Source organism: Xenorhabdus indica (assembly GCF_014467235.1).
Classification (GTDB): domain Bacteria; phylum Pseudomonadota; class Gammaproteobacteria; order Enterobacterales; family Enterobacteriaceae; genus Xenorhabdus; species Xenorhabdus indica.
Genome location: NZ_NKHP01000023.1, coordinates 36,386 through 63,303, shown reverse-complemented (window position 1 = coordinate 63,303; position 26,918 = coordinate 36,386). Strand labels below are relative to the sequence as shown.

Annotated in this window: 21 protein-coding genes; 17 read left to right on the top strand and 4 right to left on the bottom strand. The window is 43.2% G+C overall.

The annotated features are described in order from the left end of the window. From Xind_RS15765 to Xind_RS15730, 8 genes are all read left to right on the top strand, one after another. A partial coding sequence (locus Xind_RS15765) for a thioesterase domain-containing protein (protein ID WP_246432572.1) occupies positions 1–1,024 on the top strand: 1,024 nt, incomplete at its 5' end. 619 nt (positions 1,025–1,643) lie between these two features. Next, positions 1,644–2,855 carry an aspartate aminotransferase family protein gene (locus tag Xind_RS15760; protein ID WP_047682287.1) on the top strand — a complete coding sequence of 404 codons (1,212 nt, stop codon included), beginning with the start codon at positions 1,644–1,646 and terminating at the stop codon, positions 2,853–2,855. Positions 2,856–2,876: 21 nt separating this feature from the next. Then, the gene (gene astA / locus Xind_RS15755; RefSeq protein ID WP_047682289.1) at positions 2,877–3,968 is read left to right on the top strand and encodes an arginine N-succinyltransferase; all 1,092 of its coding nucleotides are present in this window, start codon (positions 2,877–2,879) and stop codon (positions 3,966–3,968) included. Next, positions 3,965–5,443, top strand: coding sequence for a succinylglutamate-semialdehyde dehydrogenase (gene astD / locus Xind_RS15750; protein ID WP_187650443.1), 1,479 nt, complete (start codon positions 3,965–3,967; stop codon positions 5,441–5,443). The genes astA and astD overlap by 4 nt, the downstream gene beginning before the upstream one ends. A 52-nt stretch (positions 5,444–5,495) precedes the next feature. Continuing rightward, positions 5,496–6,839, top strand: a complete 1,344-nt coding sequence (gene astB / locus Xind_RS15745; protein WP_047682293.1) for an N-succinylarginine dihydrolase — start codon at positions 5,496–5,498, stop codon at positions 6,837–6,839. An 11-nt stretch (positions 6,840–6,850) separates the two neighbouring features. Continuing rightward, on the top strand, positions 6,851–7,840 hold the full coding sequence (gene astE, locus Xind_RS15740; RefSeq protein WP_187650442.1) for a succinylglutamate desuccinylase: 990 nt from the start codon (positions 6,851–6,853) through the stop codon (positions 7,838–7,840). A gap of 46 nt (positions 7,841–7,886) precedes the next feature. Continuing rightward, a complete protein-coding gene (locus tag Xind_RS15735) occupies positions 7,887–9,281 on the top strand; it encodes an amino acid permease (RefSeq protein WP_052189565.1) in 1,395 nt (464 codons plus the stop codon). Positions 9,282–9,617: 336 nt separating this feature from the next. Beyond that, positions 9,618–10,160 carry a GNAT family N-acetyltransferase gene (locus Xind_RS15730; protein WP_187650441.1) on the top strand — a complete coding sequence of 181 codons (543 nt, stop codon included), beginning with the start codon at positions 9,618–9,620 and terminating at the stop codon, positions 10,158–10,160. 184 nt (positions 10,161–10,344) lie between these two features. Here the strand turns inward: Xind_RS15730 and pta are convergent, their stop codons facing one another. Then, positions 10,345–12,489, bottom strand: a complete 2,145-nt coding sequence (gene pta / locus Xind_RS15725) for a phosphate acetyltransferase (RefSeq protein ID WP_047682299.1) — start codon at positions 12,487–12,489, stop codon at positions 10,345–10,347. A gap of 96 nt (positions 12,490–12,585) precedes the next feature. Then, the gene (gene ackA, locus Xind_RS15720) at positions 12,586–13,788 is read right to left on the bottom strand and encodes an acetate kinase (RefSeq protein WP_047682301.1); all 1,203 of its coding nucleotides are present in this window, start codon (positions 13,786–13,788) and stop codon (positions 12,586–12,588) included. 255 nt (positions 13,789–14,043) lie between these two features. On the opposite strand from ackA, the gene yfbV reads away from it, so the two are divergent. The 3 genes from yfbV (at position 14,044) to Xind_RS15705 (ending at position 17,424) form a co-directional block, all read left to right on the top strand. After that, positions 14,044–14,499 (top strand): terminus macrodomain insulation protein YfbV, encoded by a 456-nt coding sequence (yfbV, locus tag Xind_RS15715; RefSeq protein ID WP_047682302.1) that lies wholly within the window; start codon positions 14,044–14,046, stop codon positions 14,497–14,499. 294 nt (positions 14,500–14,793) lie between these two features. Then, on the top strand, positions 14,794–15,468 hold the full coding sequence (locus Xind_RS15710) for a sugar phosphatase (protein ID WP_276511096.1): 675 nt from the start codon (positions 14,794–14,796) through the stop codon (positions 15,466–15,468). A 126-nt stretch (positions 15,469–15,594) separates the two neighbouring features. Further along, the gene (locus Xind_RS15705) at positions 15,595–17,424 is read left to right on the top strand and encodes an SLC13 family permease (RefSeq protein WP_187650444.1); all 1,830 of its coding nucleotides are present in this window, start codon (positions 15,595–15,597) and stop codon (positions 17,422–17,424) included. Between the two features lie 47 nt (positions 17,425–17,471). Here Xind_RS15705 and yfbR read toward each other — a convergent pair whose 3' ends face one another. Together yfbR and Xind_RS15695 are read right to left on the bottom strand one after the other, a co-directional pair. Then, complete coding sequence (yfbR, locus tag Xind_RS15700) at positions 17,472–18,053, bottom strand: 5'-deoxynucleotidase (RefSeq protein ID WP_047682306.1); 582 nt, start codon at positions 18,051–18,053, stop codon at positions 17,472–17,474. 164 nt (positions 18,054–18,217) lie between these two features. Continuing rightward, on the bottom strand, positions 18,218–19,432 hold the full coding sequence (locus Xind_RS15695; protein WP_047682310.1) for a pyridoxal phosphate-dependent aminotransferase: 1,215 nt from the start codon (positions 19,430–19,432) through the stop codon (positions 18,218–18,220). A gap of 801 nt (positions 19,433–20,233) precedes the next feature. Here Xind_RS15695 and hexA point away from each other — a divergent pair. The 6 genes from hexA to nuoF all read left to right on the top strand — a co-directional run bounded on the left by hexA (position 20,234) and on the right by nuoF (position 26,861). Continuing rightward, positions 20,234–21,199, top strand: a complete 966-nt coding sequence (gene hexA / locus Xind_RS15690; RefSeq protein ID WP_047682312.1) for a transcriptional regulator HexA — start codon at positions 20,234–20,236, stop codon at positions 21,197–21,199. A 712-nt stretch (positions 21,200–21,911) separates the two neighbouring features. Continuing rightward, the gene (locus Xind_RS15685) at positions 21,912–22,370 is read left to right on the top strand and encodes an NADH-quinone oxidoreductase subunit A (RefSeq protein ID WP_047682314.1); all 459 of its coding nucleotides are present in this window, start codon (positions 21,912–21,914) and stop codon (positions 22,368–22,370) included. A gap of 15 nt (positions 22,371–22,385) precedes the next feature. Further along, positions 22,386–23,060, top strand: coding sequence for a NuoB/complex I 20 kDa subunit family protein (locus Xind_RS15680; protein ID WP_047682317.1), 675 nt, complete (start codon positions 22,386–22,388; stop codon positions 23,058–23,060). Positions 23,061–23,152: 92 nt separating this feature from the next. Continuing rightward, entirely contained in the window at positions 23,153–24,952 is a 1,800-nt protein-coding gene (gene nuoC, locus Xind_RS15675) for an NADH-quinone oxidoreductase subunit C/D (protein ID WP_187650440.1), read from the top strand. 2 nt (positions 24,953–24,954) lie between these two features. Next, positions 24,955–25,500 carry an NADH-quinone oxidoreductase subunit NuoE gene (nuoE, locus tag Xind_RS15670; protein WP_047682321.1) on the top strand — a complete coding sequence of 182 codons (546 nt, stop codon included), beginning with the start codon at positions 24,955–24,957 and terminating at the stop codon, positions 25,498–25,500. Then, positions 25,497–26,861 (top strand): NADH-quinone oxidoreductase subunit NuoF, encoded by a 1,365-nt coding sequence (gene nuoF / locus Xind_RS15665; RefSeq protein ID WP_047682323.1) that lies wholly within the window; start codon positions 25,497–25,499, stop codon positions 26,859–26,861. The genes nuoE and nuoF overlap by 4 nt, the downstream gene beginning before the upstream one ends. The last annotated feature ends 57 nt before the right edge of the window (positions 26,862–26,918 follow it).

Below are 26,918 nucleotides of genomic sequence, written 5' to 3'. Positions count from 1 at the left end.
TGAACAGTATGTGGCCCCGCGCACGGCACTGGAAACCCGGTTGTGCCTGATCTGGCAGTCGGTATTGGGGCTGACACGGGTGGGGATTGACGATAACTTCTTCCGTATCGGCGGTAACTCCCTGCTGGCGATTAAACTGGCAGCCGCTCTTCATCGTGAAATGGAGATTGAGATCCCATTGCATATATTGTTTAGTTACCGATCTGTGTCTTTGCTAGCAGGATGGTTGGAGGATGGGCATTCTAAATGTGAATTGCTTCATCAATTAACGCCAAAATCAACAGCAACAGATAAATTGTTTATGGTTCATGCAGCGAATTGCGGTAGTGAGGTATATACTTCTTTGGCTAATGAATTATCTGATGTATATCACTGTATAGGTATCAATAATTATAATTTGCTGACGGAATATCCTATTAGTTCATTAGAAAAAATAGCTCAAGTCTATTTAGAGTTGATTTTAACTGAAACTTCTATTGATAAACCTATCAGAATATTAGGATGGTCATTAGGAGGACAATTAGCGATGGAAATTGCATTTCAACTTGAACAGAATGGAGCAAAAGATATCGAGTTATTTTTATTAGATACAATAATAAATACCGAGGAGTTAAAAAGAGTAAAAAATCAAATGGATATGTCATATGTCATTAAGGCTGTTACAGAAAAACTACAACAGATGGGGGCTGAGGATACTTATATAAATAAAGTATTGGAAGCCATTCCTTTTGAAAATAAAATTATTAATTGCGACTTAAGTGGTAAATTAACACATACAAAAATTATTCTATTTAAAGCAGGAAAAACTGATCAAAGTTACAAAGGAGAAATTGGGGTATTGGTAAATCAGTTAGTAGCCAAAATGCCGGATAATAATATTTCTGCCTGGGTTACTAATCCTTTAATGATTAAATTAATTGAACATTACTCTCACTCGGATATCATTGAAGCTACTTCCATTATTAAAGATGAAATCATTAATAAAAATTCAGTTAAGCAAGGTGTATCAATATTTACTGAATAAGTTTCAACACACTGTGTGACTACAATTAAATGATCCTCCAGAAGCAACGGTAATCAACTTCTGGGGGTATCAGACCAGTTTCTCTGAATGACACTAACATTCCTCTATAGAAATATTATCTAACCATATGATTTTAATATAATGTTTTTTGATTATATTAAGAATTTGTATTTGCAAATATTTTTTGATACATCTGATCAAAAAATACCACCTTAATAATTGAATAATTATCGAGCAAAAAAACTAATTTTTCGTCAGTGCTTAATTTCATACCTCTTTTTATTTAGTTTTTATGCATAAACATTGCATAAATTGAAGAAAAAATCATTTTTATAAATTGTGAAAAACATCATAAAGTAAATTTATTGTGATTTTATTGTGTTGACTTTGTTAAAAATCAAGGTAATGATTCGATCAATTGTTAACCAAAAGGGGTAATGAAAGGCATTGGAAGATTAATTTGAAAATTAAATGAAATATTTATCGAATGAATGAATTTAATTGGAAATCAATAGAATAATTAATAGAGAATAAGATTTTATCTATTAATTTGAAGAAATATTCTATTAAATAGGAATTCATAATCGCCTTTCTTGTTCATTTTTTCGAGGTAAAACAAATGTCGAAAACGATTCAGAGAAGTTGGTTTGATCAGTATATGGTTCCTTGTTTCTCACCGGCACCCTTTATTCCGGTCAGAGCTGAAGGTTCCAGAGTGTGGGATCAGGATGGAAAAGGATACATTGATTTTGCTGGAGGTATTGCTGTTAACGTATTGGGACATGCCAATAATGAATTAAAAGAAACGTTAAGCGCCCAAATGGAAAATCTCTGGCATATCGGTAATGGTTATACAAATGAACCTGTCCTAAAACTGGCAAAAGAGCTGGTTGAAACTACCTTTGCTGATAAGGTTTTTTTCTGTAATTCTGGTGCTGAAGCGAATGAGGCAGCACTGAAAATTGCCAGAAAATATGCTTTAGATAGATATGGCAGCCATAAAAACGAAATTATCTCATTTGAAAACTCTTTCCACGGCAGAACATTATTTACAGTGACAGTTGGGGGACAACCCAAATACTCACAAGATTTTGCCCCGCTTCCGCAACAAATTACCCATCTCCCTTATAACGATATTGAAACGATCAAAGCACATATTTCTGAAAAAACCTGTGCGGTTATTGTTGAACCCATTATTGGTGAAGGGGGAATTATTCCTGCTGATCAGGCATTCCTGAAGGCTTTAAGGGAATTGTGTGATCAACATCAGGCTCTGCTGATTTTTGACGAAATACAGACAGGAATTGGCCGCACGGGCTATCTGTATGCCTACGAAGAAGCAGGTGTTGAACCAGATATATTAACCAGTGCGAAAGGGCTAGGAGGGGGTTTCCCTATCGGGGCTATGCTGGTTAAACAGCATATTGCCGAGGTTTTCCAACCCGGTACACACGGTACAACATTCGGTGGTAACCCGTTGGCAGCCGCAGTTGCTCATAAGGTATTGAGTATAGTCAATCAGCGGGAATTCCTGGCAGGTGTGCAGGCGCGCCACCATGAATTTATCCGGCAGATATCCACTTTGAACCAACGTTACTTGCTGTTCAGTGAAATCCGTGGCAAGGGGTTACTGCTAGGGGCAGAGCTGGAGAAAAAATATCAGGGCAAGGCTAAGGTTCTGAACAATATCGCGGCGGAAGAAGGGTTAATTACTTTGATTGCCGGGCCGGATGTGCTGCGTTTTGCGCCGGCATTAAATATTGAACAACAGGATATCAACGAAGGCTTTGCCCGGCTTGAGAGCGCCCTCAAGCGATTTGTTCAGGAATAAAAGTAGTTTTGAGGTGATACCATGATGCTATTCAGATCCGTTCAACATAAAGATTTGGGGGATATCCTCAATCTCTCATCTTGTGCTGGAGTTGGTTTAACATCGTTGCCAAACAATCAGGAATACTTGGCATCCCGGATTTCACGCAGTATTGATTCATTTAATGATGCCCGCGGACGCTCACAGCAGGGATTCTTGTTTACTCTGGAAGACACGGAAAAGCATCGTGTTATTGGGGTGAGTGCGCTGGAAGTTGCGGTTGGGTTAGAGGAGCCTTTCTATAATTACCGGGTACAGAAATCGGTGCGCTCATCCCGCGAATTAGGTGTTTACAACGCCTTTGAAACGCTGATTGTTGGTCAGGATTATACCGGGTGCAGTGAATTGTGTACTTTGTTCCTTGATCCTACTTATCATGGAGGACGCAATGGTGTTTTCCTTTCCAGAAGTCGGTTCTTATTTATTTCGGCCTTTCGTCATCTTTTTCCGAAATCTATTTTTGCGGAAATGCGCGGAGTGGTAAATAAACAGGGAGAATCGCCATTCTGGAATGCTCTTGGGCAACACTTTTTCAATGTCCCTTTTGCACAGGCAGACTATTTAACCGGCATTGGTGCGAAAACATTTATTGCTGAATTAATGCCGTTCCATCCGATTTATGTCCCTCTGTTGCCTGAAGCGGCTCAACGGGCTATCGGTCAAGTCCATGAGAATACTGTACCAGCCCGTATCATTTTAGAAAAAGAAGGTTTTACCTATCACGATTTGGTCGATATTTTTGACGCCGGTGCCATTTTACAGGCTGATATTGATGAGGTACGAGCAGTAAAAGCAAGTCAGCTTGTATCTGTACAAAGATGCGAAAATGTTTCCAGACAGTGCAGCGGCAGACTATATATTGTCTCTAACCTGCATTTTCAGGATTTTAAAGCGTTGCTACTGAATATTCCTGATCCTGCTGGCATTAATTCATCAAATAATAACTCGTTAAATAATAACGTACTAAATAATAATGAACTGAGGCTGACTTCCGCAGAAATGGATGCACTTCAGGTGGCAGAAGGGGAATCAGTACGCTGTGTTGCTCTTTTTTCAGAGGAAACTTCACAATGAATTATCAGGCAAATTACATTGATGGTAATTGGGTTGCAGGGCAAGGTGTGCTGCTCGTCAAATATTCGCCCTTTGATCAGACCGTTTTATGGCAAGCACATAGTGCTTCTGTTAATCAAGTGGATGAAGCCTGCCAGGCAGCCCGCAGAGCGTTTCCGCTATGGGCAAAACTGGCAGTTGAAAAGCGTATTGCTATTGTTCAGACGTTTGCTGCTTTATTAGCACAGGAAAAAGAAACAATTGCCCGTGTGATCAGTGAAGAAACCAGCAAACCGTTGTGGGAAACCCGGACGGAAGTTCAATCCATGATGGGTAAAGTTGCTATCTCCATTGAAGCATGGCAGCAACGAACAGGTTATTCTGAAACTACTATGCCGGATGGCAAAGCCATATTACAGCATCGTCCTCATGGTGTAATGGCAGTTTTCGGCCCTTACAATTTCCCAGGGCATTTACCTAATGGTCATATCGTTCCTGCATTAATCGCTGGTAACACATTAGTATTTAAACCAAGTGAGCTGGCCCCAATAACAGCAGAAAAAATCATGGCCTTATGGATCCGGGCGGGTTTGCCTGCGGGAGTATTAAATCTTGTTCAGGGAGGCAAAGATACTGGTGGTGCCTTACTGGATAACCGCGAGATTGACGGTGTATTGTTTACGGGCAGTGCAACAACCGGTTTTCATTTCCATCGTTTATTGGCCGGGCAACCGGAAAAAATGCTGGCGTTGGAGATGGGGGGCAACAATGCCTTGATCGTGGATGATTATGCGGATCTGGATGCAGCGGTGTATACCATCATTCAATCCGCATATATCTCCGCCGGGCAACGTTGTACTTGTGCCCGCAGATTGCTGGTAAGACGTGGAGAGAGGGGAGATGCACTGATCTTGCGGTTGGTCGAAGCAACGCGTCAGATAGTTCCATCCCGTTGGGATGCCGATCCTCAACCTTTCATGGGGGGCGTTATCTCTTTGACTGCGGCAGAAAGTTTATTGGATGCTCAATCGCGATTAGTAGCATTAGGTGGCAATGCGCTGCTTACTTTAACACAGCCCGATCCTCACTCTACATTTATGACCCCTGGTATTGTCGATTTGACGGGGGTCAGTCAGGTTCCAGATGAAGAATATTTCGGTCCTCTGTTGACGTTGCAACGCTATGACGGTTTTGAGGAAGCTATTTCCATTGCTAATAACACTCGGTTTGGTCTGGCAGCGGGATTGATATCCCCTGATGAGCGTCTTTTTCAGCGTTTGTCTCAGGAAGCAAGAGCCGGAATCGTGAACTGGAATAAACCATTGACCGGCGCTTCCAGCCAGGCACCTTTTGGCGGGATTGGCGCATCAGGTAATCATCGTCCCAGTGCTTACTATGCCGCAGATTATTGTGCCTGGCCGATGGCATCTCTGGCGACAGATAAATTAGTTCTGCCTGATACCCCTGTGCCGGGGCTTGATTTTTTCCGCTCTTAATTTTTCTGATTAACATTATTTTCAATGAACAGCAGGAAGAGACGAGGTCATTATGTCGGGAATTGAAGCAAACTTTGATGGTTTGGTGGGCATGACACATCATTATGCCGGGTTGTCGATGGGTAATGAAGCCTCAATGAATCATCGTGGACAAGAGTCTAACCCTCGCAGAGCGGCACTTCAGGGGTTACTAAAAATGAAAGCATTGTCTGATATGGGATTGGTACAGGGGGTTTTGCCTCCGCAACAACGTCCTAATCTACCCGTCCTGCGGCAACTTGGGTTTACAGGCAATGATGAGCAGGTATTAAATAAAGCTGCACGTTATTCACCGTTATTATTATCCAATCTCAGTTCAGCTTCTGCCATGTGGGCAGCTAATGCCGCAACCGTTTCACCTTCTGCTGATAGTGCAGATCGGCGAGTTCACTTTACGGTAGCAAATTTGAATAACAAGCTGCATCGCTCACTGGAGAGTGCCACAACATCCCTGGCATTAAAGGCGGTCTTTTCTGATCAGAACTATTTTGTCCATCATGATCCGTTACCCCAACATGCTGACTGGGGCGATGAAGGTGCAGCAAATCACAATCGTTTTTGTGGTGAGTATGATGAAGCGGGAGTGCAGTTATTTGTTTATGGGCGTAGTGCCTTTCAGAACGGGATAACACCAGAACATTATCCTGCGCGGCAGACATTGGAAGCAAGTCAGGCCATCGCACGATTACATCAGCTTGAAGAGGCACAAACGGTCTTTGCTCAGCAGAATCCCATTGCTATTGACAGCGGAGTCTTCCATAACGATGTGATTGCAGTCAGTAACCGGAATGTTTTTTTCTGCCATGAGCAGGCATTTTTAAACCAGCAGTCAGTATTTGCTGAACTTGAGAAAAAACTGGCACATTTGGGGCAAACGTTGATCACAATTGAAGTACCGGCATCGCAAGTGACCATTCAGGATGCGGTAAGATCTTATCTTTTCAACAGTCAACTTTTGAGCCAGCCTGATGGCAATATGATGTTGATTTTGCCGGAAGAGTGCCGGCAAAATGCCAATGTCTCAGCGTATTTGCAGTCTCTGGTTGTGTCAGGGAATTCACCCATCAGTAAACTCCATTTCTTTGATTTGCGCGAAAGTATGCGTAACGGTGGTGGTCCGGCTTGTCTGCGGCTTCGGGTTGCCATGAAAGAGGAAGAATTAGCAGCAGTCAATCCGGCTGTACTGATGACCCCAGATTTGTACCTGCGTTTAACGGATTGGGTTGAACGCCATTATCGTGATGTTTTGTATGCCGGTGATCTGGCTGATCCTCAATTGTTAACAGAAGTCTATTTTGCTCTGGATGAATTAACTCAGATCCTCAATATCGGTTCTGTCTATGAATTTCAGCGTTAATCGGAGGACAGATGGATTTACTTTCGTTATTGCTTGAAAAGAAGCCACTTGGAAAAAATCTTGAGAACACGCTCAGCTTTCCGTCCTCATTAACAGCAGCATGGTTGGCGGAAGGGGTATTACAGCTAATTCCACAAGAGAGAAAAAACGATACATTGATTATTTCCGCAGGAATACATGGTAATGAAACGGCTCCTGTGGAAATTCTGCTCCAATTATTATCACAACTGGTGCAGGGAACTTTACCATTACAGCATAACTTATTGCTGATTTTCGGTAATGTGCCCGCCATGCGTGACAATAAGCGCTATATCCACAATGATCTCAATCGCATGTTTGGTAGACGGTATCAGGATTTCCCTGCCGGGATTGAATCAGAGCGGGCGGCAGAATTGGAATCTGTGATACAGCGATTCTTTCAGGAGCCTGTAGTTATGACATCAACACGACGCTGGCATCTTGATTTGCATACTGCCATACGTGGTTCCTTTCATGAACAATTTGCTTTATTGCCTTTCCAACAGCGTGAGTATGCGGCTGATTTATTACAGTGGCTGGAAGGATGCGATATTGATGCACTGGTTTTCCATAAAAGTGAAGGCAGTACTTTCAGTCAATTTACCAGCCAATATTTCAACATGGACAGTTGTACGATGGAAATTGGCAAGGTGTATCCCTTTGGACAGAATGATCTGACTCATTTCAAAAATATCACGACGGCATTATATAATCTGGTAGCAGGTTCATTCTCTGTTAAACGGGAAAAACCAACAATCAAACGTTATCGCGTTATCGATTCAATTATCAAACAAGACAATAGCTTCCGGCTTCATATTTCAGAAGATACAAAAAACTTCACTGCCCTGCCGGATGGTTTTGAAATTGCCAGCCAGGAAAATCAATCTTGGGAAATTATTTCCCCGGCAAACTTTATTTTGTTCCCTAATGCCAATGTTGCCATTGGTCTGAGAGCGGGTCTGTTATTGGAGCAAATAATGTAATCAATTGATGTAAATTTATCATAAACAGAAACCGTGGAGGTTATTGATGACGAATATGGTAAAAACACCTGTAGAACAGCCCATAGGCGCACAGAAACTTCACCGTGGATTAGGAAAACGTCATGTCCAGTTAATAGCCATTGGTGGCGCTATCGGGACTGGACTATTCATGGGGACAGGGAAAACTATAGCTGTATCAGGCACTTCCATTATTCTGACTTACCTGTTGATCGGTTTTTTTGCTTTCATGGTTATGCGAGCAATGGGAGAACTCTTGCTCACTAAGCTGGATTACCGTACGTTCGCCGATTTTGTTGCTGATTATTTAGGGGAAAAAGCCAGTTATTTTCTCGGATGGACATATTGGATGAGCTGGGTAGTGAGCTGCATTGCCGATGTTGTGGTATGTGGTGGCTATATTCAGTACTGGTTTCCTGATATTTCCCTTTGGCTTACCGCGTTGTTTATTTTGGGGTTGATGTGTTTATGCAACTTTTTTACGGTGCGATTGTTCGGAGAGGCTGAATTCTGGTTTGCCATGATCAAAGTAGTGGCAATCATTGCACTGATTATTGTTGGGGTAGGGATGGTTGTTGTTGGCTGGACTTCACCTAATGGAGTCACAGCATCTGTTCGTCACCTGACTGAGCCAGCAGTCTTCTTGCCCAATGGTATAATCGGGTTTCTGGCAGGTTTTCAAATTGCTATTTTCTCTTTTACCGGCATTGAGCTGGTGGGGACTGTTGCGGCTGAAACGAAAGAGCCGGAAAAAATTTTACCAAAATCCATTAATAGTATTCCTATCCGTATCATTATCTTTTATGTATTTTCCATGATGTGTATTATTGCAGTCACTTCATGGCCGAATATTTCTCCGGAAGTCAGCCCATTTGTTACGTTGTTTGCATTAGCCGGATTACCAGCCGCAGCCGCAATCATTAATTTTGTGGCACTGACTTCAGCGATGTCCTCAGCAAACAGTGGATTGTACGCCTGTACCCGCATGTTGTATGGCTTGTCCACGGAAAAGCTGGCGCATGGTAAATTTGGTCTGCTTTCGGTGGGTAATGCAATCCCGATTTTCGGTCTGATATTCTCTGTTGTTTGTATGGCAAGTGGTGTACTTCTGCTGTTTATCATTCCCAATGTTATGAAGTTATTTACTATTGTTTCAACGGTGGCAGCCATCATGGTTGTTTATAGTTGGTGCATGATATTGCTTGCTTATCTGGCATACCGTAAGAAACGGCCTGATTTACACCAGGTTTCTGCCTATAAAATGCCAATGGGTATTCCGATGACATGGTGTACCCTGATATTTTTTGCTTTCACAGTAGTGATTATGATCTTTGATTATGATACACGTATTGCATTGTATGGCACACCTATCTGGTTTCTGATATTGGAAATTTTATGGCGTATGCGGAAAAAACATAAGTAGTATAAAATCAGTGGAGTTTATTGATTAGCTGAGGTTGCCATTTATTTTAATTGAAATTGATTATATCCCTTGTTTAAAAATAATGATTGTGAATATAGAAATTCGTGAGATTGTGCTTTACTATTGAATCTGTGTTTAATGAATTACACAGATTTGGAAATAAAAAATATTAACCTATTAATTAAAATTAATTATTCTATGTTATTAAACTATTTGAGAATCTGTTTATAGTAATTTTATATTGTTAATCACAAAAATTAAATTTTAATTAGTATTATTGTGTGGGTGTGTATTATGAAATTTAATTTAGAGTCTTTTAATGCCAGGTGATTTCTTGTGATAAAGGAAGTATCTTTTTCAGAGGGAATAATGGTTGCTAGAAATATAGAAAGAAATATTAAAAAAGAATGGTTATATGAACCTAATAAAGGTAAGAAAATCATGGACTTCCAAAAAGATTGGAATGAAAGATGCCATGCTACACTGTGTATGATTCGATCTTCACAGTCTTTTTTACAGGAGCTGCTTTTTGAATCCTCTGAGCAAGAAAATATTTGTTGTTTTGTGGCTTATATTGACGGTGCACCTATAGGTATATTGATATTTTCTTGGAAAGAAGAATCTCCTAGAGTTAAAAATTTGTTAACTCATCCCGGTTGTCGTGATTGTGGTGTTTTATTGATGGAAAAGGCTGTCAATAAATCAAAAGAATATGGAAGAAATGGAAAAGTGAGTCTTTCACCTTTTAGTGGTTCAGAGCAAGCTTATTTACGTATGGGTTTTGATTATTGTGGAAAAAACGAGATGATACTTGAACCTAATAAAAGTAATCTATGGTTTTTGATGGATGGGGAATATACTTTCAAGGGCACTATATAGGAATTCAAACTGATACTAACAATAAATTTCAGAATAATTTAGTCATGTTTTGCTGGAAAAGTATTCCCAGGTAGCCCGATCAGGCCGCTTAGAGATGACTTCTGCTATATTATTTTTCCAGACGTATAGTTTGTACGGTCCCCCATCTTTAAGCCGGGACCGTACAAGACAAGACACCTAAAAATTAGGCGTTTTCTTGTTGAGTTGCCTGAATAGCAGTCAGTGCAACGGTATAAACGATGTCATCAACCAGTGCGCCACGGGACAGGTCGTTAACAGGTTTACGCATACCTTGCAGCATTGGCCCGATAGAAACCAGATCTGCAGAGCGCTGTACCGCCTTATAAGTGGTGTTACCGGTGTTCAGATCCGGGAAGATGAACACGGTAGCCTGACCAGCAACCGGAGAGTTTGGTGCTTTGGATTTTGCGACGTCTGCCATGATAGCCGCATCGTACTGCAATGGACCGTCAATGATCAGATCCGGGCGTTTTTCCTGTGCCAGGCGAGTTGCTTCACGAACTTTCTCTACATCGCTGCCAGCACCAGAATTGCCGGTGGAGTAGGAGATCATGGCAACGCGAGGCTCGATACCAAATGCTTTGGCAGAATCTGCGGACTGAATCGCGATTTCAGACAGTTGCTCTGCGGTTGGATCCGGGTTGATTGCACAGTCACCGTAAACCAGTACTTGTTCTGGCAGCAACATAAAGAATACAGAAGAGACCAGAGAGCTGTTTGGTGCAGTTTTAATTAACTGTAATGGTGGCCGGATAGTGTTTGCCGTTGTGTGAACAGCACCGGAAACCAGACCATCAACTTCGCTTTGTTCCAGCATCATTGTGCCCAGAACAACGTTGTCTTCCAGTTGTTCACGGGCAACAACTTCGGTCATGCCTTTGTTTTTACGCAGTTCAACCAGACGTGGAACATAACGTTCACGCACAGAAGCCGGATTAACGATTTCAACGCCAGCACCCAGTTCAATACCCTGAGCGGCTGCCACACGGCGGATTTCTTCTGGATCACCGAGCAGAATACATTCAGCGATACCACGCTCAGCACAGATAGACGCCGCTTTAACCGTACGTGGCTCATCGCCTTCCGGCAGAACGATACGTTTGCCAGCCTGACGTGCCAGTTCGGTCAACTGGTAACGGAATGCGGGTGGGGACAGGCGATTCGGACGTTCAGAAGCGGCTGCCAGGGAATCAATCCACTCGTTGCTGATGTGCTGTGCAACGTAGTTTTGCAGTTTTTCAATACGCTCATGGTCATCCGCAGGAACTTCCAGACTGAAACTTTGCAGGTTCAGGGAAGTCTGCCAGGTATTGGTGTTCACGGTGAATACAGGCAGACCAGTGCTGAAGGCACGTTCACACAGTTCGCGGATGGAGTCATCAATCTTATAACCACCAGTCAGCAAAACCGCACCAACTTCAACACCGTTCATGGCGGCCAGACAAGCAGTGATCAGAACATCAGGACGGTCTGCTGAAGTTACCAGCAGAGAGCCAGGACGGAAGTATTCCAGCATGTTAGGAATACTGCGGGCACAGAAAGTCACAGATTTAATACGGCGGGTCTGGATAGCCCCTTCGTTGATAATGTCTGCTTTCAGGTGTTTTGCCATGTCAATCGCACGGGTGGCGATCAGATCGAAATTCCAGGGAATGCAGCCGAGAATTGGGAGTGGGCTGTTTTTGAATGCAGTTTTCGGATCAACATGAGTAACAGTGGCTTTTGTTGCTTCGTCGAAGATTTCGGACAGGTCAGGACGAGTACGGCCTTGCTCATCAACCGGGGCATTCAGCTTGTTGACAATGACACCGATAATGTTCTTGTTCTTGCTTCCACCGTATTCTGCGCGGCTTAGTTCAATCTGTTCTTTTAATTGTTCCGGGGAATGAGTACCCAGAGCAGTAACGAAGACAATTTCAGCATTCAGTGTTTTGGCAATTTCATAGTTCAGAGACTGCGCAAATGGATGTTTACGAGTCGGAACCAAACCTTCGATCAGAACCACTTCTGCGTCTTTAGTGTTAGCGTGGTAACGAGCCACGATCTCTTCCATCAGCACATCTTTTTTATTGGTGGTCAGAAGAGATTCCACATAAGCCATTTCCAAGGGCTCAGCAGCGTGAATGCTGGAGTGAGAACGAATAATTGTCGTGGTTCTGTCTTGGGAACCGCTACTGCGTTGTTGCGCGATAGGTTTAAAGACACTCAGGCGAACGCCTTTTTGCTCCATGGAGCGGATTACCCCCAGGCTGACACTGGTTAAACCAATGCTGGTGCCAGTCGGGATCAACATAATTGTACGGGACACGGAAACCTCTTTAACGGTTGCTCGTTAGTCAATCAACATGATGTAAATGCGATAAACAACCACCAGCAATGCTGGCGGTTATAAGAAGTCATTTGCTTATGCAGTCAGGCGCGCTGAGTCCTGAGCGATCACCAATTCTTCATTGGTTGGGATCACCAGAGCAGGACGGCTGTTATCAGTTGTGATCACGCCATCTTTACCGAAACGAGCAGCAAGGTTACGCTCGTGATCGTATTCAAAACCTAGCAGAGCCACTTTTTTCAGCGTCAACTCACGAACCAGAGCAGAGTTTTCACCGATGCCGCCAGTGAAGATGACTGCATCCAGACGACCTTCCATCAATGCACCGTAAGCACCAATATATTTCGCCAGACGGTGGCAGTAAACATCCATTGCACGTTTTGCATCTGCTTTAGTTTCGTAGTTATCTTCTACATAACGGCAGTCGCTAGTGACTTCAGTCAGACCCAGGAAACCGGATTCTTTGGTCAACAGGGTATTGATCTGGTCAACACTCATGCCCATTGCGTCATGCAGGTGGAATACGATAGCTGGGTCGATGTCACCGCTGCGAGTCCCCATAACCAGACCTTCCAGTGGAGTCAGACCCATAGAAGTATCAACACACTTACCATTGACAATAGCAGAAACAGAGCCACCATTACCCAAGTGGCAGGTGATAACATTCAGTTCTTCAACAGGCTTGTTCAGCATTTTAGCTGCTTCACGGGAAACATAGAAATGGCTAGTACCGTGTGCACCGTAACGGCGGATGCCATGCTCTTTGTACAGATTATATGGCAGTGCATACAGATATGCTTCTTCAGGCATAGACTGGTGGAATGCGGTATCAAATACAGCAATGTTTTTCTCAACCAGATGAGGGAAGGCATTTTTCGCTTCTGCGATACCGATCAGGTGTGCAGGGTTGTGCAGTGGTGCGAATGGGATCGCCGCTTCGATGCCTTTGATAACTTCATCAGTGATAATCACAGAAGAAGTGAATTTTTCACCACCGTGAACGATACGGTGACCGATGGCTGAAATTTGCTCAGAAAGTTCTGGCTTTTCAGATAAAATCGTATTAACAATGAAGTTCAGAGCTTCACTGTGTGCTGCGCCGGCACCTAAAGCAGCTTCGTTTTTCGCTCCATCTATTTTCCATTTAATACGCGCTTCAGGCAGACCGAAACATTCAGCCAAACCAGAGAGATATTCTTCACCATTGGCAGGATCGATGATAGCGAATTTCAGAGAGGAGCTACCGCAATTAAGAACCAGTACCAGCTTACTTGACATGGAATTACCTATTATCTTGTTGTGATCTAATCTTAAAGAAGAAAAGTGTTAAAAAAATGAAGCAATTTATTAACAAACGAACCAAAATGTTGCGAAAACAGGCGGTCTTTCTGTTTTGTTACTGCACCAACACAAAAGTCTGTGTAGGATACCGTTTGCCAGCAATAAAGACAAAATATACTTAATACTACAAAAAAGATTTTATCTTTTGTAGATATTTTTTAAATACTATGCTTTTAATTGATTGAGGTCATGATGAATATGACACCACCTGTCAACCAGGGTTGGTTTAAAAGAGTCCAATTAGGGCAACAATATCTAAAAATATGGCCACTGGAAAAACAGCTTGCTCCTGTGTTTCCGGAAAACCGCGTGATTAAAGCGACTCGCTTTGGCATTCGCTTTATGCCGCCATTGGCGATCTTTACCTTAACCTGGCAAATCGCATTGGGTGGGCAGTTAGGGCCATCTGTTGCGACAGCACTATTTGCCTGTAGCCTGCCATTACAGGGGTTATGGTGGCTAGGAAAACGGGCAGCAACGCCTTTGCCTGAAAGTTTGCTGAAATGGTTTTACGAAATTCGTGAGAAATTTGCTGAAGCCGGGATCGCAATGATGCCAGTAGAAAGCACGCCGACTTACTTATCACTGGCTGAATTGCTGAAACGGGCGTTCAAACAGTTGGATAACTTTTTCCTTGATGATATTTAAACCGTCAGAGTCCATTCTGGCCTGACGGTTTTTGAATCAGTTGTCTAATAAATTCCCCATTCAGGATTTTTTCGCTATCTTGCCTATGTAGATTTTCATTCAGGTTTTTTGCTTTTGCTTACTATACCAATCTAACTTCAAGATGCGTGTGATTTCTCCCCGCGAAGCGAGGAGAAATCAGGTTTCATATATAGTGTTGTAAATTGCAACTTGAAGTTTAATGCGTATATCACCTGAATATTGTTGAAATATACCAGATGATTAACAGATGACTGCATTTGAAGGAGTTGGGTTTTGGTACTGAAATGTAGAGGTTTTTTATTTGATTTGGATGGCACGCTGATTGATTCATTGCCTGCGGTTGAGCGAGCGTGGATTAAGTTCGCTGATAAGATGGGTATCGACCGTGATGAAGTCCTGAACTATGTTCATGGTACTCCGGCGATATTATCATTACGCCATTTTATGCCTGATGCTACGGAAGAAGAGATTGACAGTACGTTCAGGTGGATTGAAAAACTCGAAACGGAAGATACGGAAGGTATTGCCGCTTTACCCGGTGCCATTGCTTTGATTGATAAACTGAATGCGCTGGATATTCCGTGGGCAATTGTGACATCAGGGACTGTTCCTCTTGCGTCTGCCCGCCATAAAGTGGCGGAGTTACCAGAACCGGCTCATTGGGTAACGGCTGAATCCGTCAAGATCGGCAAACCAAATCCCGAACCTTATTTGTTGGGGGCGCACAAATTGGGGTTGTTGCCGGAAGAGTGTGTGGTTTTTGAAGATGCAGCGGCGGGGGTTCATGCCGGGTTGGATGCAGGCTGTCAGGTTGTTGTCGTTCATGACTCATCGGATATTCCACGCAGAGATGAGATTCATATGACTATCACGAATCTGGAAGATATCGAAATTGTTAAATCTGGGGGTTATGTAACGATTTATGCGATGAATCAGGAAGTTTGTTGATCCACACCGAGGTTTTTTTCTGACAAAACTGGTTTACTGACTCTATTCATACCCTATGGTAATAGGTTTTTGTTGATAATACCCGGCCTGACTGTTGGCAGGTCGGCTTTTCTGATAGAGGCCGTATTGAATAGCGAACTGTTGTGGGTATTGACCCTGTTATTGATAGCCATCGTTCTTTTCACGACCAATAAAGTCAGAATGGATGTCGTGGCTTTACTGGTGATTATTGCTTTTGTCCTGAGTGGTACGCTCTCCTTAAATGAAGCTACAATTGGTTTCAGCGATCCCAATGTCTTGTTGATTGCAGCGCTGTTTGTTATCGGCGAAGGGCTGGTAAGGACGGGTGTTGCTTATCAGATGGGAGATTGGCTAGTTCGGGTTGCAGGTAATAGCGAAACCAGAATGCTGGCTTTATTGATGTTGTCAGTTGCGGGACTAGGGGCTTTTATGAGCTCCACAGGTGTTGTTGCTATTTTCATTCCGGTCGTTTTAAGTGTCGCGGCCAGAATGCAGACTTCACCGGGGCGGTTAATGATGCCATTAGGGTTCGCTGGCCTGATCAGTGGCATGATGACACTGGTTGCGACGCCTCCCAATATGGTGGTGAATAGTGAGTTAGTACGCGAAGGGTTACACAGCTTTGGTTTTTTCTCTATTACACCTATCGGTATTTTAGTTTTGTTGGCGGGGATCGTTTATATGCTGATTGTCCGCCGTTGGCTAGGAAGCAAAACTCCCCATAAAACGGATGAGCGTTACCATCGTTCATTTCGTGATCTCATCCATGACTATAAATTATCCGGGCGTGCCCGTCGTCTTGCTATCCGGCAACATTCACCATTGATTGGTCATTCACTGGATGAATTGGGATTACGTGCGCGCTATGGGGCTAATGTTATCGGCATTGAGCGTTGGCGGAAATTCCGTCGGGTCATGGTCGCTGCAACCGGCGAAACGGAATTACGGCAACAGGATGTTCTGCTGGTGGATATGTCTGATAGTGATGTGGATTTGCGGCAATTTTGTAGCGAACAACTGTTAGAACCTATGATATTGCGCGGGGAATATTTCTCTGATCAATCCCGCGATGTCGGCATGGCAGAAATATCTGTGATCCCTGAATCGGATTTGTTGGGACAATCGTTGCGCAGCATGAAATTCCGTACGCGCTACGGGCTGAACGTAGTAGGGATCCGACGCAGTAGTAAGGCATTGGTCGGTAAGTTGGTTGATGAACCGCTGCTGCTTGGTGATACGTTGCTGGTCATCGGTGACTGGAAGTTAGTGCGGGAACTGAAAACCAAAGCGCCTGATTTTATCGTGCTGAATTTGCCCGTTGAAGTGGAAAGCGCTGCACCGGCAGCATCTCAGGCACCTCATGCGCTGTTTTGTCTTGTTTTAATGGTGGCAATGATGTTGACCAATGAAATTCCCAATTTTATTGCCGCCTTGATTGCCTGTCTGTTAATGGGAAAATTTCGTTGCATTGACATGGAAAGTGCTTATCGTGCCATCCATTGGCCAAGTCTCATTCTGATTGTTGGTATGATGCCATTTGCATTGGCATTACAAAAAACCGGTGGGATTGATTTAATTGTCAGTGGATTAATGGATATCGCGGGTAATATGGGGCCACGAGCTATGCTGATATGCCTGTTTGTGCTTTGTGCCATTATTGGATTATTTATTTCCAATACCGCAACAGCTGTGCTGATGGCACCTATTGCCATTGCTGCCGCGAAAGAGATGTCGGTCTCTCCTCTGCCTTTTGCGATGATAATTGGGGTAGCGGCTTCAGCGGCGTTCATGACTCCGGTTTCTTCTCCCGTCAATACATTGATATTAGGGCCGGGAGGATATCGATTTGCTGATTTCTTGAAACTGGGGGTGCCTTTTACATTCATTGTACTGGGGATCAGTGTGACAATTATTCCCGTTCTTTTTCCGTTCTGATGTCGTATCTGGCAGCTTCGCGAAAACGTGAAGCTGCCCGGTCGTTTTTACAGGCTAATTTCATCAAGAGAAAGGTTGAAACTTGGAACAAATACGGTTATGAAATAATCCATTTCCTGACTATGACGTTTTTCTAATGTTTTCTCTAACCTGATTTTTGCTTGATTGAATTCAGAATTTCCAGCCGATAATTCTTCCAAACATTTTAAATAAGCACATAACGCATCAGCTTGTTTAATAATATTAGTTTCTTCTTCAATATGATATTGATCGTCTAAAATCGGGCGAAAATCATTTTGTAATTCAATCGGTAACATATCTAATAATTTATGTTGGGCGATCTTTTCTATTTTTTTATATTCATGGGCAATTTGAGGATTGTAGTATTTTATTGGCGTTGGTAAATCACCAGTAATAACCTCACTGGCATCATGATACATTGCTAATATTGCGATCCGTTCAGCGTTAATATTACCACCAAATTTACGGTTTTTTATTATCGCTAGTGCATGTGCAACAAATGCAACCTGTAAACTGTGTTCTGAAACGTTTTCCGTACGTACGTTTCGCATAAGAGGCCAACGATTAATCAATTTCAGGCGAGATAATTGGGCGAAAAAATGACTCATAATTTTCTCTTGCTATGGAACAACATGATTATGATTGTGGGTGTTGGCTGGACGGAAGTAAACCATTTGCGGTTGAAAAAGACAGCGTCATACGTTTCATGCTTCAAGTTGCAGCTTTGTTAGCTGCATCTTGAAATCCATTGGGTTTAGTCATTTTTTAATGTTTATTGGTGATATTTACCAATAAAACGGGCAAATTTCTCAATAGCCATTTGCAGATCTGCGATATGTGGCAGGGTAACAATGCGGAAATGGTCTGGTTCTGGCCAGTTAAATGCAGTTCCCTGAACCAGTAACACTTTTTCTTGTAATAAAAGATCCAAGACCATTTTCTGGTCATCATAAATATTGAAACGTTTGGTATCAATCTTAGGGAACATATATAAAGCCCCCATGGGTTTCACGCAGGAAATTCCGGGGATTTGGTTAATCAGTTCCCAGGCATGATTGCGCTGTTCATAGAGACGTCCTCCCGGAAAAATGAACTCACTGATGCTTTGATAGCCACCTAATGCAGTTTGAATTGCATGTTGCATCGGGACGTTGGCGCAAAGGCGCATAGATGCCAACATTTCCAACCCTTCAATGTAGCCTTTTGCCTGTTTTTTCGGGCCATTCAGCACCATCCAACCCTGACGGAATCCCGCAACACGATAGGTTTTTGACAAGCCATTAAAGGTGACGGTAAAAAGATCTGGTGCCAGTGCGGCGATGGAATGATGTTGAGCATCGTCGTATAGGATCTTGTCGTAAATTTCGTCAGCGAAAATAATCAGATTATGCTGGCGGGCAATTTCCACAATTTCCAGCAGGATTTCTTTACTGTATACCGCTCCTGTCGGGTTGTTCGGGTTAATAATGACAATACCGCGGGTACGCGGTGTGATTTTACGGCGGATATCATCTAAATCAGGGAACCAGCCTTGTTGTTCATCACATAAATAGTGGACAGATTTGCCGCTGGAAAGAGAAACGGCGGCTGTCCAGAGTGGATAATCAGGGGCCGGAACCAGCATTTCATCGCCGGTATTGAGCAAGGCCTGCATAGACTGAACAATAAGTTCAGAAACACCGTTACCAATAAAGATATCTTCAACGGTAATATCCAGCATATTTCGGGCTTGATAGTGTTGCATAATTGCCTTACGCGCAGAGTACAAACCTTTTGAGTCAGAATAGCCCTGAGCTGTTGGCAGGTTGCGGATAACATCAACTAAAATTTCATCAGGTGCTTCGAAACCAAATGGTGCCGGATTACCAATGTTTAATTTCAGTACCTTATTCCCTTCCTCTTCAAGCCGTTTGGCTTCTTTGAGTGTATTACCTCGGATGTCATAGCAGACATTATCTAATTTGCTGGATTTATTAATGGAAAACATACGGTGCCTTAACCTTTCTCTGGGCAAAAAGTGGATCTTATCCGGCCTACAAAATGTGATGTTCAATGTACTCCTCTCTGTCAATCTTTTGAAGAGCCTCTGATATCTTTGGTGAAAATGGTTGTTTTAACGTCTAATGTATAAGTCTGCTATCTAAAAACATCAGTTTAATTGGATTATAGTTTCAATTGTTTTTTTTATATCAGATTTTAATTCTAAATAATGGACTGTTTTTAGTTGGCTGACAGAGATGAGAGAGTATCTGGTACTGATTTTTTAACCTAAAAACAGAAATGCAATCTGAATTGTCAATAAAAGTAAGATAATTTGTATAATGTATTCTTATAATTTATCTTTGCCGACATAAAATTAATTAAGGGTTTTATCATAGATACTTTGGCAATGTTTTTGAATTTTTACCCGTAACATTTTCATGACTTTTCGATAAAAATATTAATTCATTAAAAATACTAATATTGCTTGGTTTGGTTAAGTTTTCCGAATTGAAGTTATGTTATTCTTTGAGGCAAGTCAGAAAAAGACTATTTGTACTGGAAATTGATGGTTATGTGAGGTAAATAGGTTTTTGTTTGTGTATTAATTTAGAGATTGCATAAATTTTGTTAAGAAAGGAGAAAATAAAACCCATGAAGATATAAATAGTAAAAAAATGCAGTAAACCTTTGCCCTCTTTAATAGAGTAGAGTAATGTCAGAATCGGTATTATTTTATTTGATACTGCTGAAGTAAAAACACCAGGTTAGTTAGTAATTAAAATCAAAAAAAAGTGATGAATAAACAATGATAAATGCAAATCGTCAGATAATAAACCTCGATCTCGATCTGCTAAGAACTTTCGTTGCCGTTGCTGACTTAAATACTTTTGCAGCAGCAGCAGCAGCAGTTTGTAGAACGCAGTCGGCTGTCAGTCAGCAAATGCAACGTTTGGAGCACCTTGTGGGGAGAGAATTATTTGCTCGCCACGGTCGTAATAAGCTTCTTACCGAGCACGGGCTTCAACTTCTTGGTTATGCGCGCCAAATCCTGCGTGCTAATGACGATGCTACCGCATCATTAACATACAATGATGCAGACGGTGAGCTCAGGATAGGAGCGTCTGATGACACAGTTGATACTCTCCTGCCTTTCCTGTTGAACCGTATTGCTTCTGTCTATCCGCGTATAGCTGTTGATGTGCGTATTAAACGTAGTCAGTTTATTGAGAGTATGCTGGATAACCATGAAATTGATTTAGCATTAACCACAGCAAAAATTAATCATCATCCTAGTACTGTATTACGTTCTTCGCCTGTACTGTGGCATTGTGCACCAGATTTCCAGTTACAGATGAATGAGCCTGTCCCTTTAGTCGTAATGGACGAAACCAACACATTCCGTCAGATTGCGCTTGAAACACTAGATATGAGTGGTATTCCATGGCGTATTGCTTATGAAGCCGCTTCTTTATCTGCTGTTCGTTCTGCCGTCAATGCAGAGGTTGGCATTACTGCTCGTCCTTTGGAAATGCAGAACGCAGATTTAAGAATTTTGGGAGAAAGTGAAGGGCTACCACGTTTACCTGAAATACAATTCTTTTTATATCGCAACAGTAACGAACAAAATGAATCTGTCCTGACTGTTTTTGATGCTATACAAAATAAGAAAACACCTTATACCGTGACATCAGTTGAATCCAATGAAACAGACGATATAGATGAGTCTGTTGAATCTACTGAAGAGTCTTCGGTCGAAAATATAAACGAGTAATATTACGTGTGTTTTATAGGCTAATATTTCCATTTTATTTGTGGAAATATTAGCCTGTTTCTAAATTGCTATTAATAATCCTTTCACGTTTTCATTCCCATTTCTGATATTTACCATCAGAAATATCCTCTATTAATTTTCTTATCCCTTTCGAATTTTAGTTAAAACAATGTTGTTTTGTTAACAACTTTCGTTTTTTAAATTGATAAGATAAATCTATTTTTAGAAATAGTTGTGTTATTGAACTTCAATCGTTTCTTTTTGAAACAATTTATTAAGAGTTGAATAAAATGCGTTCCGTTGTTTAATGTTTTTCAATGAAACTGTGCACTTGATCATAAAAATATCCCAACCGATACAGTGGAAAGACAGGTTTTTCCTGAGATAATAGTGTAGTAAAGTCGAGTTATCGGTTAAACTAGTTATAATGTGTTGATATTTTTTTGTTCTACTGACACGTTTTAGCGATATGCAAGCACAATCTGTTAATCAAAGGTTTGTGCTTTGTAAATAAATAAGCAGGCACTTTTGTTATGACAGATAAAAGTGTTGAGAGGAATAAAAACCAAGACGATCCATGCCATCAAAAAAATTGATTAGCACTGTTTCAGATTTGGTTGTTATCCCTTCCCATGAATCGATGTGGTGCAATACTGCCAGTAAGTAAAAAGAGCAGACCCTTGACACCACTTTTGATGAGTAAGCAACGAGTATGTCTACATCTACTGGAGTTTTGGCCCACCACTGGGCGTTTGCGATTTTCCTGATAGGTGCTCTTGGTTTGTGTGCACTCATGTTACTGGGTGCGTACTTTCTTGGGGGCAGAGCGAAAGCCAGAGCAAAACATATACCTTATGAATCGGGTATCGATTCTGTCGGCAGTGCCCGTCTCCGTCTGTCGGCAAAGTTTTATCTGGTTGCCATGTTCTTTGTCATCTTCGACGTTGAAGCCCTTTACTTATATGCATGGTCAGTCTCTATCAAAGAGAGTGGCTGGTTAGGCTTTGCCGAAGCAAGCATTTTCATTTTGGTGTTATTGGCAGGCTTGGTTTATCTGGCACGTATCGGGGCATTGAATTGGACACCCGCACGTTCAAGGCGTCAGGTCAGTAAACCCAGCGTTGATGTTCATACCGCTAATGTTAATACCAACAACAGTCACATGCAGTAATAGCGAGGCATAAAGATGGATTATACGCTCACCCGCATAGATCCGAACGGTGAGAATGACCGTTATCCCCTGCAAAAACAGGAGCTTGTCAGCGATCCCCTTGAGCAGCACGTCCACCGTAGTGTCTATATGGGTAAATTAGAACATGCTCTGCATGACATGGTGAATTGGGGAAGGAAGAATTCCTTATGGCCTTATAACTTTGGCCTTTCCTGTTGTTATGTAGAAATGGTGACGTCTTTTACCGCCGTTCATGACGTAGCTCGTTTCGGTGCAGAAGTACTGCGAGCATCTCCCCGTCAGGCTGATTTCATGGTGATCTCAGGCACTTGTTTCGTCAAGATGGCTCCTGTTATCCAGCGTTTATATGACCAAATGCTGGAACCGAAGTGGGTCATTTCGATGGGAGCCTGTGCAAACTCAGGTGGTATGTATGATATTTACTCTGTTGTTCAGGGAGTTGATAAGTTTATTCCTGTTGATGTCTACATTCCGGGCTGTCCACCCCGCCCTGAAGCTTATATGCAGGCACTGCTGTTATTGCAGGAATCTATTGGCAAAGAACGTCGTCCACTGTCATGGGTTGTTGGTGATCAAGGGGTTTACCGCGCAAATATGCAATCAGAAAGAGAACGGAAGCGTGGTGAACGTATTGCAGTGACAAACCTGCGTACCCCAGATGAAATTTAAGGCTTTTAGCCATTAAGAATAACCAGAGCAATGTCGTAACTCAAAAATGTGTTGCGATCACATTAAACCCTGATCAAGCGTTGTGGTGAAGAATGATGACAGATCAGATAGCGCAAGAAAGCGTACGGCCTGCTTGGGAAACAAGGGATCACACGGATGATCCGGTCGTAAGCGAGCTTAATCGCCAATTTGGCCCTGATGCGTTTACCGTCCAGCCTACCCGAACCGGTCTACCGGTTGTCTGGGTAAAGCGGGAGCAATTGCTGGAAGTAATGACGTACCTGAAGAAGTTACCCAAACCTTATGTCATGCTGTTTGACTTGCATGGTATTGATGAACGTCAGCGTTCTCACCGACAAGGTCTGCCAGCGGCGGACTTTTCGGTGTTTTATCACTTGATTTCCATTGAGCGTAACCGTGACATCATGCTGAAAGTTGCGCTCAATGAAAAAGATCTGAATATCCCGACCATCACATCAATTTTTTCGAATGCCAATTGGTATGAACGTGAAACGTGGGAAATGTTTGGCATTACATTTAATGGTCATCCGAATTTACGTCGTATCCTGATGCCACCAACTTGGGAAGGTCATCCGCTGCGTAAGGAATATTCTGCGCGTGCCACAGAATTTGATCCTTTCATGTTGACTAAGCAGAAAGAAGATCTGGAAATGGAAGCGCTGACTTTCAAACCAGAAGAGTGGGGGATGAAACGCGGCACTGAAAATGAGGACTTTATGTTCCTTAATCTTGGGCCAAATCACCCCTCGGCTCACGGTGCATTCCGCATTATTCTTCAGCTTGATGGTGAAGAGATTGTTGATTGTGTTCCCGATATTGGTTATCACCACCGCGGTGCGGAAAAAATGGGGGAACGTCAGTCATGGCACAGTTATATCCCTTATACCGACCGGATCGAATATCTGGGGGGATGTGTCAACGAAATGCCTTATGTACTTGCTGTTGAGAAACTGGCTGGTATTGAGGTGCCTGAACGCGTGAAAGCTATCCGCGTCATGTTGTCTGAACTGTTTCGCATCAATAGCCACTTACTCTACATCAGTACCTTTATTCAGGACGTTGGGGCAATGACGCCCGTGTTCTTCGCCTTTACTGACCGACAGAAAGTTTACGATGTTGTTGAAGCCATTACCGGTTTTCGTATGCATCCAGCTTGGTTTCGTATCGGTGGTGTTGCCCATGACCTGCCGCGAGGCTGGGATAAACTTCTGCGTGAGTTGCTGGACTGGCTACCGAAGCGTTTGAATTCCTATGTCAAAGCAGCATTGAAAAATAGTGTCCTGAAAGGACGCTCTGTCGGGGTGGCGGCTTACAATGCTAAACAGGCACTGGATTGGGGCGTAACAGGCGCTGGTTTGCGCGCAACCGGCATTGGTTTCGATGTCCGTAAATGGCGCCCTTATTCCGGTTATGAAAACTTTGATTTTGAAGTACCGACTGGCTATAACGGTGACTGTTATGACCGTGTGATGCTGAAAGTGGAAGAAATCCGTCAGAGTATGCGCATCCTTGAACAGTGCCTCAAACATATGCCGGAAGGGCCGTTCAAGGCTGATCACCCACTGACCACCCCCCCTCCCAGAGAGCGTACCCTGCAACATATCGAAACCATGATTAACCACTTCCTTCAGGTGTCATGGGGGCCCGTCATGCCTGCCAATGAATCATTCCAGATGATCGAAGCGACTAAAGGGATCAACAGTTATTACCTGACCAGTGATGGTAGCACCATGAGTTACCGCACCCGTATCCGCACACCGAGTTTTGCTCATCTACAGCAGATCCCATCGGTGATCCGCGGTAGTCTGGTTTCTGATCTGATCGTTTATCTGGGTAGTATCGATTTTGTTATGTCTGATGTGGATCGCTAACGATGCAAAGTGAATTTAACGCAAACAAGCAAGCACGCCTTGATGTGGTTAACGTAACGGACGCTCAGACACCGAATGAGTTTGTACTGAGTGCCGGAGAACGTGATGCCATTGAGCAGGAAAAACACCACTACGAAGATCCGCGTGCAGCGTCAATTGAGGCACTGAAAATTGTGCAAAAACAGCGTGGTTGGGTGCCGGATGGTGCGATCTCAGCCATTGCTGAGGTTTTAGGTATTCCTGCCAGTGATGTGGAAGGTGTGGCGACATTTTACAGCCAGATTTACCGTCAGCCAGTAGGACGTCACATTATTCGTTATTGTGACAGTGTTGTTTGTCACATCACAGGCTATCAGGGGGTTCAGGCAGCAATAGAAAAACACCTGAACATTCGTCCGGGTCAAACCACCACAGATGGGCGTTTCACATTATTGCCAACCTGCTGTCTGGGTAATTGTGATAAAGGGCCAACCATGATGATTGATGATGATACTCACAGTTACGTGAAACCCGAAGAAATTGAAAAATTGCTGGAGCAGTATCAATGACAACGCATTCAGGTGTGAAAGAAATTATCCGCACGGCGGAAACTCATCCCCTGACATGGCGGTTGCGTGATGACCAACAACCTGTCTGGCTGGATGAATATCGTAACAAGAATGGTTACAAGGGAGCCGAAAGAGCACTGAAAGGCATGGCTCCTGATGAAGTTACCACATTAGTAAAAGATGCTGGTTTGAAGGGACGCGGTGGTGCAGGTTTCTCCACAGGGTTGAAGTGGAGCCTGATGCCAAAAGATGAAAGCATGAATATCCGCTACCTGTTGTGTAATGCTGACGAAATGGAACCGGGCACGTATAAAGACCGCTTGTTGATGGAGCAACTACCGCACTTGCTGGTGGAAGGAATGCTGATCAGTGCTTTTGCTCTGAAAGCATACCGTGGCTATATCTTCCTGCGTGGTGAATATGTTGAATCTGCGATTCACCTGCGTAAAGCCATTGAAGAAGCAAAAGCGGTGGGGTTGCTTGGCAAAAATATTCTGGGCAGTGGTTTTGATTTTGAGTTGTTTGTTCATACCGGCGCGGGACGTTATATCTGCGGTGAAGAAACTGCACTGATTAACTCCCTTGAAGGGCGTCGTGCGAACCCTCGTTCTAAACCTCCATTCCCGGCAACCGCGGGTGTCTGGGGAAAACCAACTTGTGTCAATAACGTTGAAACGCTGTGCAACGTTCCGGCCATCCTCGAATATGGTAAAGAGTGGTACATCGGTTTAAGTGAAGGCAAAAGTAAAGATGCCGGCACCAAACTGATGGGGTTCTCTGGCCGGGTCAAAAATCCGGGTCTTTGGGAACTGCCTTTTGGTACTACAGCTCGTGAAATTCTTGAAGATTATGCTGGTGGTATGCGTGATGGGCTGAAATTCAAGGCCTGGCAGCCAGGTGGGGCGGGAACCGATTTCCTGACGGCAGATCACCTTGACTTACCGATGGATTTCGAAAATATCGCCAAAGCGGGCAGTCGTTTGGGAACGGCTCTTGCAATGGCAGTTGACCATGAAATTAATATGGTTTCCCTGACCCGTAACCTTGAAGAGTTCTTCGCCCGTGAATCCTGTGGCTGGTGTACACCATGCCGTGATGGTCTGCCCTGGAGTGTGAAAATTCTCCGCGCCATTGAAGAGAGGAAAGGGCAGCCTGGTGATATCGAAACTTTAGAACAACTCTGTCGTTTTCTCGGCCCTGGTAAAACTTTCTGTGCTCATGCCCCTGGTGCTGTAGAACCTTTGCAGAGTGCGATCAAATACTTCCGCGAAGAATTTGAAGCGGGGATTGTCACCAAAGATTACGGAAATACCAGTCTGATTGCGGGCATTCAGCCGAACCTGCTCAAGCAACGTTGGTAAGGTGGGTTTGCAGGAATAACCTGTAAGAATGGCGCGTAAGAACGGTTTGTTAAAGCA

What these genes read in the sequence shown, in the direction of transcription:
- Xind_RS15760 (WP_047682287.1), top strand. Translation starts at nt 1,644, where the DNA reads ATGTCGAAAACGATTCAGAGAAGTTGGTTTGATCAGTATATGGTTCCT.
- astA (WP_047682289.1), top strand. Translation starts at nt 2,877, where the DNA reads ATGATGCTATTCAGATCCGTTCAACATAAAGATTTGGGGGATATCCTC.
- astD (WP_187650443.1), top strand. Translation starts at nt 3,965, where the DNA reads ATGAATTATCAGGCAAATTACATTGATGGTAATTGGGTTGCAGGGCAA.
- astB (WP_047682293.1), top strand. Translation starts at nt 5,496, where the DNA reads ATGTCGGGAATTGAAGCAAACTTTGATGGTTTGGTGGGCATGACACAT.
- astE (WP_187650442.1), top strand. Translation starts at nt 6,851, where the DNA reads ATGGATTTACTTTCGTTATTGCTTGAAAAGAAGCCACTTGGAAAAAAT.
- Xind_RS15735 (WP_052189565.1), top strand. Translation starts at nt 7,887, where the DNA reads ATGACGAATATGGTAAAAACACCTGTAGAACAGCCCATAGGCGCACAG.
- ackA (WP_047682301.1), bottom strand. Translation starts at nt 13,788, where the DNA reads ATGTCAAGTAAGCTGGTACTGGTTCTTAATTGCGGTAGCTCCTCTCTG.
- yfbV (WP_047682302.1), top strand. Translation starts at nt 14,044, where the DNA reads ATGAATATGACACCACCTGTCAACCAGGGTTGGTTTAAAAGAGTCCAA.
- yfbR (WP_047682306.1), bottom strand. Translation starts at nt 18,053, where the DNA reads ATGAGTCATTTTTTCGCCCAATTATCTCGCCTGAAATTGATTAATCGT.
- Xind_RS15695 (WP_047682310.1), bottom strand. Translation starts at nt 19,432, where the DNA reads ATGTTTTCCATTAATAAATCCAGCAAATTAGATAATGTCTGCTATGAC.
- hexA (WP_047682312.1), top strand. Translation starts at nt 20,234, where the DNA reads ATGATAAATGCAAATCGTCAGATAATAAACCTCGATCTCGATCTGCTA.
- Xind_RS15685 (WP_047682314.1), top strand. Translation starts at nt 21,912, where the DNA reads ATGTCTACATCTACTGGAGTTTTGGCCCACCACTGGGCGTTTGCGATT.
- Xind_RS15680 (WP_047682317.1), top strand. Translation starts at nt 22,386, where the DNA reads ATGGATTATACGCTCACCCGCATAGATCCGAACGGTGAGAATGACCGT.
- nuoC (WP_187650440.1), top strand. Translation starts at nt 23,153, where the DNA reads ATGATGACAGATCAGATAGCGCAAGAAAGCGTACGGCCTGCTTGGGAA.
- nuoE (WP_047682321.1), top strand. Translation starts at nt 24,955, where the DNA reads ATGCAAAGTGAATTTAACGCAAACAAGCAAGCACGCCTTGATGTGGTT.
- nuoF (WP_047682323.1), top strand. Translation starts at nt 25,497, where the DNA reads ATGACAACGCATTCAGGTGTGAAAGAAATTATCCGCACGGCGGAAACT.